Source organism: Pseudoduganella dura (assembly GCF_009727155.1).
GTDB classification, from domain to species: Bacteria; Pseudomonadota; Gammaproteobacteria; order Burkholderiales; family Burkholderiaceae_D; genus Rugamonas; species Rugamonas dura.
Genome location: NZ_WNWM01000002.1, coordinates 3383040 through 3395927 on the forward strand (window position 1 = coordinate 3383040; position 12888 = coordinate 3395927).

The following is a 12888-nucleotide window of genomic DNA, read 5'->3' on the forward strand; positions in this document are numbered from 1 at the left end:
CGCCTTCTGGAGCGGTGCGCGGGGTGGAATCGTAGGGCAGGTGATAGCTGTCGAGCACCGCTCAGCCGGATATTTGCCGGCTCGCCTGGCGGTGCGGCCTGCATTTATATAGTCCTGTAATTGCCCGGCGATGCTCTCGCGGCACCTCGATGTCATTTCTTCCATCTTCCTTGTTCCAGCCTTGTACGGCTGCCAACAACCGCGCGTAGAGTCGCTCTTCGGCACGAAAAACATGTTGTGCATGCGCACTTTTTTTAATCGGCTCAGTGCCTTACGGAAACTTATAGGGCTATACTTCTGTTGGTGTAGAGCATTTAATGAAGTACGGAAACACGTCGCCTTGATTCAATACGATGACTAAAGCTCGACGGTAAAGAGTTTCCCTACCTAAAGTTGGCGCTAAATTTGCCGTTAGGCAATGAAGCAGCAGGTTGCCGCCCCCTAGATTCCGCTGGTCATTCAGCCCATCACACGTTTTATATCCGAAGTTTTCAGGAGAAAATCATGAGTAGCATCATCCCAGGTCTGACCAGTTCGGAAGATATCCGGTCAATCAGTACTGCCAATATTGCAACGTTGACGACGGAAGACGTCGCCGCACTGACGTCGAACCAGTTTTCGTGGCTGACCACGTCGCAGATCGGTGCCTTCACGACGGCCAGTATCGCCGCGGCCACGACTATCCAGCTGGCCGGCCTCACGACCTCCCAGGCTGCCGCTCTGTCGAGCAGCCAGCTTTCCGCGATTTCCACCGAAGACCTGGGCGCACTGGGCACGGACGACGTGCGCGCACTGAACACGCGTGCGGTTGCCGTCCTGTCGTCGACGCAGCTGGGCGCGCTGAGTTCCAATCAGGTGGGTGCATTGTCCAGCCGCCAGCTGGCCGCGCTGACCACCGCCACCCTGAGCGCAGGCCTGACGAGCACGCAGAGCGCCGCGCTGACGTCCGCCCAGTTGTCCGCATTCACTTCGGTCCAGGCCTCCGCACTGTCGACCGGCGTGATCGCCAACCTCACCACGAATTCGCTCGCGGCATTGAAAACCAATGCCTTCGCCAGCCTGAACTCGGCCCAGATCGGTGCCCTGAGCACGACCCAGCTGGTGGCGCTGACCACCGCGCAAGCCGGTGCCCTGAATTCCACGCACGCTGCCGCGCTGACCAGCGACGACCTGAAAGCGATGGAAACGTCGGACGTGCGTGCCCTGAAGACGTCCGTGATCGCCCAGCTGAACAGCCTGCAGATCAGCGGCCTGACGACGGCGGAAGTCGCCGCACTGTCCACGTCGCAAGTCGGCGCACTGAGCACGTCCCTGTTCGCTTCCGGCCTGACGTCGGTGCAGATCGCGGCCCTGACCACCGCCCAGGCCGCCGGCCTGACCAGCGCGCAAGTGAAGGCACTGTCGACCAATAACCTGGCAGCCCTGGAAACGGCCGACCTGCGCGCCATGAAGTCCAACGCGATCGCCGCGTTGAGCTCGGACCAGATCAAATCCCTGAACTCGACCCAACTTGGCGCGCTGAGCAGCAGCCAGCTGGGCGCACTGAGCAGCGCGGTCCTGACGGGCGGCCTGACGTCGTCGCAGATCACCGGCATGTCGTCGGCCCAGATCGCCGGCCTGAGCACTTCCCAGATTTCCGCCTTGTCGACCGACGTGCTGGCCGCGCTGGGCACGTCCTCCATCGCCGCACTGAAGACCAACGCAATCGCCAGCCTGAACTCGGCCCAGTTCGGTGCGCTGAGCACCACCCAGCTGGTGGCGCTGACCACCGCGCAAGCCGCCGCCCTGAATTCCACGCACATTGGCGCGCTGACCAGCGACGACCTGAAAGCGATGGAAACGGCGGATGTGCGTGCCCTGAAAACGTCGGTGATCGCCCAGCTGAACAGCCTGCAGATCAGCGGCCTGACGACGGCGGAAGTCGCCGCGCTGACCACGTCGCAAGTCGCCGCGCTGGGCACGTCCCTGTTCGCCTCCGGCCTGACGTCGGTGCAGATCGCCGCCCTGACCACGGCCCAGGCCGCTGGCCTGAACAGCGCGCAAGTCAAGGCGCTGTCGACCAATAATGTGGCAGCCCTGGAAACGGCTGACCTGCGCGCCATGAAGACCAACGCGATCGCCGCGTTGAGCTCGGACCAGATCAAGGCCCTGAATTCGACCCAACTGGGCGCGCTGAGCAGCACCCAGCTGGGCGCACTGAGCAGCGCAGTCCTGACGGGCGGTCTGACCTCGACCCAGATCACCGGCATGACGTCGGCCCAGATCGCCGGCCTGAGCACTGCCCAGGTTTCCGCGCTGTCGACCGACGTGCTGGCCGCGCTGGGCACGTCCGCCATCGCCGCACTGAAGACCAACGCGATCGCCGGCCTGAATTCGCTGCAGATCGGTGCACTGAGCACGACCCAGCTGGTGGCACTGACCACCGCGCAAGCCGCCGCCCTGAATTCCACGCACATTGGCGCGCTGACCAGCGACGACCTGAAAGCGATGGAAACGTCGGACGTGCGCGCCCTGAAGACGGCCGTGATCGCCCAGCTGAACAGCCTGCAGATCAGCGGCCTGACGACCGCCGAAATCGCCGCGCTGACCACGTCGCAAATCGGCGCACTGGGCACGACCCTGTTCGCCTCCGGCCTGACGTCGGTGCAGATCGCCGCCCTGACCACGGCCCAGGCCGCCAGCCTGAACAGCACGCAAGTCAAGGCGCTGTCGACCAACAATGTGGCCGCCCTGGAAACGGCTGACCTGCGCGCCATGAAGACCAACGCGATCGCCGCGTTGAACTCGGACCAGGTCAAGGCTCTCAATTCGACCCAACTGGGCGCACTGAGCAGCAGCCAGCTGGGTGCACTGAGCAGCGCAGTCCTGACGGGCGGCCTGACCTCGACCCAGATCACCGGCATGACGTCGGCCCAGATCGCCGGCCTGAGCACTGCCCAGGTTTCCGCGCTGTCGACCGACGTGCTGGCCGCACTGGGTACGGCCGCCGTTGCCGCACTGAAGACCAACGCGATCGCCGGCCTGAACTCGCTGCAGATCGGTGCCCTGAGCACGACGCAGCTGGTGGCGCTAACCACCGCGCAAGCCGCCGCGCTGAACTCCACGCATATCGGCGCGCTGACCAGCGACGACCTGAAAGCGATGGAAACGGCGGATGTGCGTGCCCTGAAAACGTCCGTGATCGCCCAGCTGAACAGCCTGCAGATCAGCGGCCTGACGACGGCGGAAATCGCCGCGCTGTCCACGTCGCAAGTCGGCGCGCTGGGCACGTCCCTGTTCGCCTCCGGCCTGACGTCGGTGCAGATCGCCGCCCTGACCACGGCCCAGGCCGCCAGCCTGAACAGCACGCAAGTCAAGGCGCTGTCGACCAACAATGTGGCAGCTCTGGAAACGGCCGACCTGCGCGCCATGAAGACCAACGCGATCGCCGCGCTGAGCTCGGACCAGGTCAAGGCCCTCAATTCGACCCAACTGGGCGCACTGAGCAGCAGCCAGCTGGGTGCACTGAGCAGCGCAGTCCTGACGGGCGGCCTGACCTCGACCCAGATCACCGGCATGACGTCGGCCCAGATCGCCGGCCTGAGCACTGCCCAGGTTTCCGCGCTGTCGACCGACGTGCTGGCCGCACTGGGTACGGCCGCCGTTGCCGCACTGAAGACCAACGCGATCGCCGGCCTGAACTCGCTCCAGATCGGTGCCCTGAGCACCAGCCAGCTGGTGGCGCTGACCACCGCGCAAGCCGCCTCGTTGAACTCCACGCATATCGGCGCGCTGACCAGCGACGACCTGAAGGCGATGGAAACGTCGGACGTGCGTGCCCTGAAGACGGCCGTGATCGCCCAGCTGAACAGCCTGCAGATCAGCGGCCTAACCACGGCGGAAATCGCCGCGCTGACCACGTCGCAAGTGGGCGCGCTGGGCACGACGCTGTTCGCCTCCGGCCTGACGTCGGTGCAGATCGCCGCCCTGACCACGGCCCAGGCCGCCGGCCTGAACAGCACGCAAGTCAAGGCGCTGTCGACCAACAATGTGGCGGCCCTGGAAACGGCCGACCTGCGCGCCATGAAGACCAACGCGATCGCCGCGCTGAGCTCGGACCAGGTCAAGGCCCTCAATTCCACGCAGCTGAGTGCACTGAGCAGCAGCCAGCTGGGCGCACTGAGCAGCGCGGTCCTGACGGGCGGCCTGACCTCGACCCAGATTACCGGGCTGTCCTCGGCCCAGATCGCCGGCCTGAGCACTTCCCAGGTCACCGCGCTGTCGAGCGATGTACTGGGCGCACTCGCCACGTCGGCCATCGCGGCACTGAAGACCAACGCGATTGCCAGCCTGAACTCACTGCAGATCGGTGCCCTGAGCACGACGCAGCTGGTGGCGCTGACCACCGCGCAAGCCGCCGCCCTGAACTCCACGCACATCGGCGCGCTGACCAGCGACGACCTGAAGGCGATGGAAACGTCGGACGTGCGCGCCCTGAAAACGGCCGTGATCGCCCAGCTGAACAGCCTGCAGATCAGCGGCCTGACGACGGCGGAAGTCGCCGCGCTGACCACGTCGCAAGTCGGCGCACTGGGCACGACCCTGTTCGGCTCCGGCCTGACGTCGGTGCAGATCGCCGCACTGACCACGGCCCAGGCCGCCGGCCTGAACAGCACGCAAGTCAAGGCGCTGTCGACCAATAATGTGGCGGCACTGGAAACGGCCGACCTGCGCGCACTGAAGACCAGCGCGATCGCTGCGCTGAGCTCCGACCAGGTGAAGGGGCTGACGTCCTCCCAGCTGGGCGCACTGAGCAGCAGCCAGCTGAGTGCATTGAGCACCTCGGCCCTGGCGAACGGCCTGACCTCGGCCCAGATCGTCGGCCTGTCGTCGGCCCAGATCGCCGGCCTGAACACGACCCAGGTCACCGCGCTGTCGAGCGATGTACTGGGTGCACTGGGCACCTCGGCCATCGCGGCACTGAAGACCAACGCGATCGCCGGCCTGAGCTCGGCACAGATCAGCGCGCTGACCACGATCCAGCTGGTGGCGCTGACCACCGCGCAAGCTGGTGCGTTGACCACGGTCCACCTGGCCGGCCTGACGAGCGATGACATCAAGGTGCTGGAAACGGCCGACCTGCGTGCCCTGAAGACGGCCGTGATCGCCCAGCTGTCCACGTCGCAAGTGGCGGCGCTGACCACGGCGCAGCTGCCAAGCCTCACCACGGCACAGATCGGTGCAATCAGCTCGGCGCAGCTGCATGCATGGAACACCGCCCAGGTGGCTTCGCTGACCGCGGCCCAGATCAAGGCGCTGAAGTTCGCGTCCCCGGTGATCCTGGACCTGGACGGCAACGGCGTCGATACGCTGGCGCAGTCGGCGGGCGTGAAGTTCGACCTGCTGGCCAACGGCGAGCAGCTCAACACCGGCTGGGTGGGCGGCAACGACGGCCTGCTGGTCCTGGACCGCAACGGCGACGGCACCATCAACGATGGTTCGGAACTGTTCGGTGAAGGCACCACGCTGGCGAACGGCCAGAAAGCGGCCAACGGCTACCAGGCGATGGCCGAGCTGGATACGGATGGCGACGGTGCCCTGACGGCCGGCGACGCCGCCTTCAGCCAGCTGAAGGTGTGGGTGGACGGCGACGCCGACGGTGTCAGCGCTGCGAGCGAACTGAAATCGCTGGCCGAGCTGAGCATCACCAAGCTGAGCCTGGACTCGAAGGCTGCCGGCACGCTCAACAACGGCAACATCGTTGGCCTGACGTCCAGCTACGAGACGGCCGACGGCCAGACGCACGCAGCGGCCGACGTCTGGTTCGCGACGGGCAGCGCGGCCACCGGCACGAGCAGCCTGTCGGCGGCGATCGCTTCCTACGGCAACGCGGCAGCGGCTCCGGCCAGCGCGACGCCGAAACTGGAAGTGTCGGCAGCAACGAACCTGTCGGCCAGCGTGGCCAGCATGGCCGCGTCGCTGAAGTCCTTCGACGAAGCGACCAAGCTGCGCACCGGTGCCGAGTCGATGGCCTCGTCGGACGACACGCAGCGCCTGAAGGCCTTGCAGAACACCGCGAGCCACGGCTTCCTGGCCAGCCCGTCGAAATAAAAACCAACCCTGGCCGGCAACCCCGGCCAACGGCAACCGAAACGGCAAGACAGCAGTCTTGCCGTTTTTTTATCAATGGGTTTTACCCCGCTGTTCCGCGCTTTGAGTGGCGCCTGCTACAGCCGTGCGTGGGGTAGAATCCATTGGCGAAAACTTGCGTCCCAGCACATGCCCGATAACTTTGCCCATACCGCCATCCAGTGCCTGACCGCCGTCGCGCAACATCACGGGCTGCAGATCAATCCACAGCGCCTGATCGACGAGAATGCACTCGGTGCGGAGGAGCCCAATGACGGCGCATTGCTGCGTATCGCCGGCGATATCGGCCTGAAGGCAAAGGCCGACAAGCTCACCTGGCAACGCCTGCTGCACCAGCAGGGCGTGTATCCCCTGCTCGCCCGCCTCGACGAAGGCAACATGGTCATCATCGTCGGCGGCGAAGGCGAGGGCGCGGACGGCAAGGTGGCCGTGCTCAATCCCGTGGCCAACAACGGCCAGGTCGTGCTGGTGGGGCACGACGACTTCATGCGCCACTGGTCCGGCCAGGTGCTGTTCTTCAAGCGGCAGCACAAGCTCACCGACCCGTCGCAGCCGTTCGGGCTGAAATGGTTCATCCCCGAACTGATGAAGCAGAAAACGGCGTTCCGCGACATCCTGCTCGCCGCCATCGTCATGCAGCTGCTGGCATTGGCCTCGCCGATCTTCTTCCAGCTCGTGATCGACAAGGTGCTCACGCACCAGAGCTACAGCACGCTGTGGGTGCTGACCGCCGGCATCACGCTGGCCCTCGTCTTCGATGCGCTGTTCGGCTACCTGCGGCAGGTGCTGATCCTGGCCGCCTCGAACAAGATCGACATGCGGCTCACGCGCCGCACCTTCGCCCATCTGCTGTCGCTGCCAATCGATTATTTCGAGACCACCACGGCCGGCATCATCACGCAGCACATGCAGCAGCTCGAAAAGATCCGCAGCTTCCTGACGGGACGGCTGTTCTTCACGGGGCTCGACCTGCTGTCGCTGCTCGTGTTCCTGCCGATCCTGTTCTCCTATTCGTTCAAGCTGACGATGATCGTGCTGCTGTTCGCGGTACTGATCGCCGGCGTGGTCATGGCCATGATCCCCACGTTCCAGCGCCGGCTCAAGGCGCTGTACACGGCCGAGGGCATGCGCCAGGCGATGCTGGTGGAAACCATCCACGGCATGCGTACCGTGAAGGCGCTGGCGATCGAGCCTTCGCAGCGCCGCGACTGGGACCAGCGCTCGGCCGAGGCGATCACGATGCACTTCCGCGTGGGCCAGATCTCGATCACCGGCAACGCCGTGACGGATTTCCTCGGCAAGCTGCTGCCGGTGGTGCTGATCGTGATGGGCGCCCAGGGCGTGTTCGACGGCACGCTGACGATCGGCGCGCTGATCGCGTTCCAGATGCTGTCGCAGCGCGTCACGCAGCCGCTGATCTCGATCGTGGGCCTGGTCAACGAGTACCAGGAAACCGCGCTGTCCGTCAAGATGCTGGGCGAGGTGATGAACCGCGCGCCCGAAGGCCGCGCCGGCGCCGGTGGACTGCGCCCTGTGCTGCAGGGCGAGATCAAGTTCGAAGACGTGACGTTCCGTTACCCGGGCAGCCAGATCAACGCGCTGGACCACACCACCTTCACGATCACGCCCGGCACCGTGGTGGGCATCGTCGGCCGCAGCGGCTCCGGCAAGACCACGCTCACCAAGGTGATCCAGGGCCTGTACGCGGTGCAGGAAGGCATCGTGCGCTTCGACGGCTTCGATGCGCGCGAGATCGAACTGGCGCACCTGCGCCGGCAGATCGGCGTCGTGCTGCAGGAGAATTTCCTGTTCCGCGGGACGATCCGCGAAAACCTGCTGATCACCAAGCCCGATGCCACGTTCGAGGAAATCAGCGAAGCCGCGGCAGCGGCCGGCGCCGACGAATTCATCGAACGCATGCCGATGGGCTACGACACGATGCTGGAAGAGAATGCCTCGAACCTCTCCGGCGGCCAGAAGCAGCGGCTGTCGATCGCCCGCTCGCTGCTGGCCAAGCCGCGCATCCTTATCCTGGACGAAGCCGCTTCCGCACTCGATCCGGAAAGCGAGGCGATCTTCATCCGCAACCTGTCGAAGATCGCGGTCGGCCGCACGGTCGTGATGATCTCGCACCGCCTGTCCACGCTCGTCAACGCGGACTCCATTCTCGTCATGCAGCGCGGCCGCCTGGTCGACGCCGGCCGCCATGAAGAGCTGCTGACGCGCAGCGACACTTACCAGCATCTATGGAACCAGCAAACAAGCCACCTGTGATGGGCGAACGCCGCTCCGCCAAGCGCCGCATGGGCGAGGATACCGAAGTCGAATTCCTGCCCGATGCGGATGCGATCGAACGCACGCCGCTGCCGCGCTATGTGCGCATGACGCTGCACCTGCTCGTGCTGGCGTTCGTGCTGTTCGTGCTGTGGGCCAGCTTCTCGAAAATGGAAACCGTGGTCACCGCCCATGGCCGGCTGGTCAACCCCACGTCGAACATCGTCGTGCAGCCGCTGGAAACGTCGATCGTGCAGCGCGTTCACGTGCGGGCGGGGCAGGTGGTCAAGGCCGGCGAGCTGCTCGCCGAACTGGACCCCACGTTTACGCAGGCCGACGAACAGCAGTTGCGCAACCGGCTGGCCAGCCTGGATACCCAGGTGGCCAGCCTGCAGGCCGAACTGGCCGGCACGCGGCCGCCGGCCAGTTCCGGCGGCAGTGCCGCCGCGGGGGCCGACAATGCGCTGCAGGCGCAGCTGTCCGGCGAACGCCAGGCCAATTTCGAGGCACAGAAACGCAAGCTCGATGAAAACGTGCAAAGGCTGCGCGCTTCCATGGAAACGAACAAGCGCGACCAGGCGGTGCTGGCCGAGCGCCTGAAATCCCTGGCGCAGATCGAGGCGATGCAGCAGCAGCTGGTGGCGGAAAACTTTGGCGCCAAGCTGCAGCTGCTGGAAGCGCGCGACCGCCGGCTCGAAGTCGAGCGCAGCCTGATCAACGGCCGCAGCCGCGATCTCGAGCTGGCCAAGGAACTGGCCTCCGCCGAGGCCGAACGCGCCGCGCTGAACCGCGGCTGGCGGCAAAAGTCGCTGGAAGACCTGCTGGGCGTGACGCGCGAGCGCGACAGCATCAACGAGCAGCTGACCAAGGCCGACAAGCGGCGCCAGATGGTGCGCGTGGCGGCACCCGTAGACGCGGTCGTGCTGGAAGTGGGCAAGCTGTCGCAAGGCTCCATCGTGCGCGAGGCGGAGGCGATGTTCACGCTGGTGCCGCTGGGCGCCAAGCTGGAAGCGGAAGTGGAGATCGATTCGGCCGACATCGGCTATATCCAGCCGAATGCGCACGTGCACCTGAAGCTCGATGCCTTCCCGTTCCAGAAACACGGCGCGCTCGATGGCAAGCTGCGCACCGTGAGCTCGGACTCGTTCAAGCGCGAGCAGGTCGCGGCCGGCCAGGGCACGGATGCGTACTATCTTGCCCGGGTCGACTACGGCAATACGCAACTGCGCCGGATGGAACCCGGGGCGCGGCTGTTGCCGGGCATGACGGTCACCGCGGAAGTCGTCACCGGCGAGCGTACGATCATGTCGTACCTGCTATGGCCGTTGACGAAGGCAATGGATGAGTCGATCCGGGAACCTTGAGCCATCGCCCGGCCGACGCGGCGCCATCGGCGCGCGCCGGTCCGGCTGCCGGGCATCCCTGCCGCGGCACCCCTGCCGCGGCACCCCTGCTCAGGTATTGCGGAAATAATACTGGGTATCGTCGACGAAGTTCAGCAGGCGCTGGCGGTAGCTCATCTGCGCCGCGCGCGCCCGTTCCATCAGCTCGCCGCGCGAGCGCAGCGCACGTTCGAGCTCGGCCGGCGTTTCATCGAAGGCGAAGCCCCCGGCGCCCAGCTCGAACGCTTCGAGATCCGCCCGGCCCCAGGGCCTGCCGTTGTAGCTCATGTGCTTGACGATGACCGCCGCGCCGCACAGCACCGCTTCCACGTTGGTCAGGCTGACCGCATCGTACGAGTACAGGTAGCGGGTGCGCCGCAGCTGTTCGGCCAGTTCGTGGCGGGCGGCCGGCCACTGGTACGTGATATGCACCGCGCCCGGCGGCGGCTCGGTGCAGTACTGCGCGCACTTGCCCAGCCATAGCATGTCCTGCGTGCGTTCTTCGGCGCGGTTGTCGTTGAACAGCGCCAGGTCCGCGGCCAGGTAGAACAGCGTGTGCGCCGAGCCCGTGCGGTTGGTGATGAAGCTGCGCGAAAAATACACCTTGAACTCTTCGGGAGCGCTCGGCGCGCCTTCCAGCCCGAGGATGTAGCGCACGATGCGCTTGGCCCCGAACGGATTGCCAAGGATGCCATCGGCGCTGATGACGATCGATTCCTCGTTGATCCGCGGCCAGTCGTCGATCGATTCGTTGATGGTCGGCGTATGCCAGTGCGGATTGACCAGCGGGCCATCGCCCGACAGGTTCGAGGTCAGCAGCAGCCGGGCATCGAAGCCCAGCATGTTGAGCTCGTGGCACAGCGCATGCATGACGCGCACGCCGCCGCTGACGCAATAACTCGGCGTAAGGATGATATAGGGACGAGGTTTCATCGCGGTCTCCCGGCAGGCAAAAGGTTGGACGGGGCCGGCATCGTCATGCGGGCCGCGTCAACAGGATGTCGAGCGCGCTGCGCACGGCGGTCTGCACGCGCTCGGCCTCGATGGCGCCGCCCTTGATCTCGTCGTGCACCGACGTGAGGAACCACATGGCCGTCATCAGCTTGCCGGTCAACATGTCGTGCAGCGCCGCGCGGTCGGTCAGGAACTTGCCGTGCAGGTGGGCATCGCACAGCAGCTGCAGCCATTCCACGTTGGCCTCGATGCGCACGCGGTTGTTGCGCTGGTCCTGCCCGCCGTGCAGGCGGAAGTAGCTCAGCGGCTCCGGCAGGTAGACGGCATCGGCCTGGGTCATCACCTGCAGCCAGGTGGCCACGTCGGACAGCGTGGTGTACTGGCGGCCGAGGAAGACCCCGAACCGCCGGTCCAGCAGGCTGCGGCGGAACATGGCGGTGGTGGGCTCGCCCACCAGGTTGCTGCCGTTGCGCAGGATCAGTTCGGCAAACGAGGTGCCGCCGATGGCGGTCGGCTGCTCGAACAGGCGCTCGGTGCCCTTGATGGATGGCAGCGGATTGCCATCGGCATCGATCAGCATGCGGAACGACGTCACCAGGCCCACCTTCGGGCCGCTGGCCATCGCCGCCATCATCCGGGCGATCTTCTCCGGATGAAACAGGTCGTCATCCATCAGGTAGTTGACGAACTCGCCGTGCGAACTGTCATAGCAGTTGATGAAGTTTTCGAGCGCGCTGCAGCCGGGCGCGCGCAGGTAGCGGATACGCGGGTCGTTCGCTATCAGCGGAGCCAGCCGCTGCGCGGTGGCGTCGTCCTCGCTGTTGTCGCTGATGACGATTTCCAGGTTGGCATACGTTTGCGCCACCACCGACTGCACGGCCAGCTCGCAATAGTCGGGCCGGTTGTGCGTGGGGATCAGTACGGAAACCAGCGGCACCGGGGGGGCGCCGGCGGCGCCATCGGGCGCGGCGGCGGGGTGCCCGGCCGGGGTATCGGAAAACGGTGTGGACATGGGCAGGTTCAGGAGGTTGGCAACCCCGGCGCGCCGTGCTGCGCCGGGCCGGGTGATTCGATCGAAGGCACGGCCGCCCTACAGCGTGCGCGGCGTGGCCAGCCAGCGGTAGGTCTTGTCGACCGCCTCGTGCAGCGGGCAGGTGGCATGCACGCCCAGTTTCTGCATCGTGGCCGACAGGTCCGGATACAGGTCATCCTGCGTCTGGCGCTTGCCGGGCAGCGTGTTGGTCACCACGCGGCTGTGCGGCGACACGCGGCTGACGATCAGGCGCGCCAGGTCGGCATGGCTGACCGGTTCCGGGCTGCCCAGGTTGTACACCTCGCCATCGCCGCCCAGCGCCAGCGCCGCCAGCGTCCACCATGCGGCATCGCTGCCGTACAGGTAGCTGCGGCGCGCGCTGCCGTCGCCGTGGATGCGGATCTCGCTGCCCGTCAGCACGTCGCGCAGGAAGGTGTTGATGGCCCATGGGCGATCCAGTTCCTGGCCGGCGCCGGTCAGCGTGAAAGGGCGCACCGTGGTGACGGGCAGCCGGTACTGGCTCCGGTAGACGGCGGCGAGCATTTCGGCGGCCCGCTTGGCGTCGGCATACACGGTGTGCAGCTGGCCCGGCGCCACCGGGAAGCAGTCCTGCTCGGTCAGGGGGCCGGGGCGCTGCGGCGTGCCGGCCACCAGGCAGGAGCTCACATTGACGAAACGGCGCAGGCCGTCCAGCTGGGTGGCCGCTTCCAGCGCGTTGGCGATGCCGCCGACGGTGGTCTGGTGCACGCGCAGCGGATCGGAAGAGTGCACCCGGTTGTTCGGGATGCCGGCCGCGTGCACCACCAGCGTGGTGCCCTTGGCGAATTCGAACGAGGAGCGCACATCCTGCGAGTGCAGGCGGATATCGAGGCGCTTGGCCAGGTGCGGATAGCGCTGCGCCCAGTCGCCGGTATGGCGGGCATACAGGTCGAGCACGATGCCCGCGCCATACTCGTCGTTCAGCGCCGCCACCATGTTGGCGATCCAGCTGCCGAGGAAGCCGGTGCCGCCGGTAACGGCGATGTGCTGGCGCGCCAGCAACGCCCGCACGTCGGGCTGGTAGGCGCTGGCGGCCAGGCAGTCCTGGCGCATGTCGGCAAAACGTTGATCGCTCAT

At 66.0% G+C, this 12888-nt stretch carries 6 protein-coding genes; 3 read left to right on the forward strand and 3 right to left on the reverse strand.

The window, feature by feature from the left end; genetic code table 11:
- Positions 1–504 precede the first annotated feature (504 nt).
- From GJV26_RS14825 to GJV26_RS14835, 3 genes are all read left to right on the forward strand, one after another.
- Positions 505–6090: a beta strand repeat-containing protein gene (locus GJV26_RS14825; protein WP_155709483.1), complete on the forward strand. Its 5586-nt coding sequence runs from the start codon at positions 505–507 to the stop codon at positions 6088–6090.
- 168 nt (positions 6091–6258) lie between these two features.
- Positions 6259–8403: a peptidase domain-containing ABC transporter gene (locus GJV26_RS14830; protein ID WP_155709484.1), complete on the forward strand. Its 2145-nt coding sequence runs from the start codon at positions 6259–6261 to the stop codon at positions 8401–8403.
- Entirely contained in the window at positions 8376–9767 is a 1392-nt protein-coding gene (locus tag GJV26_RS14835; protein WP_155709485.1) for an HlyD family type I secretion periplasmic adaptor subunit, read from the forward strand. Before GJV26_RS14830 ends, GJV26_RS14835 begins: the two co-directional genes overlap by 28 nt.
- Before the next feature lie 90 nt (positions 9768–9857).
- Here GJV26_RS14835 and GJV26_RS14840 read toward each other — a convergent pair whose 3' ends face one another.
- The 3 genes from GJV26_RS14840 to GJV26_RS14850 form a co-directional block, all read right to left on the reverse strand.
- The gene (locus GJV26_RS14840) at positions 9858–10718 is read right to left on the reverse strand and encodes a hypothetical protein (protein ID WP_155709486.1); all 861 of its coding nucleotides are present in this window, start codon (positions 10716–10718) and stop codon (positions 9858–9860) included.
- 43 nt (positions 10719–10761) lie between these two features.
- Positions 10762–11751 carry a glycosyltransferase family 2 protein gene (locus GJV26_RS14845; protein ID WP_155709487.1) on the reverse strand — a complete coding sequence of 330 codons (990 nt, stop codon included), beginning with the start codon at positions 11749–11751 and terminating at the stop codon, positions 10762–10764.
- Between the two features lie 78 nt (positions 11752–11829).
- Positions 11830–12888, reverse strand: a complete 1059-nt coding sequence (locus GJV26_RS14850) for an NAD-dependent epimerase/dehydratase family protein (protein ID WP_155709488.1) — start codon at positions 12886–12888, stop codon at positions 11830–11832.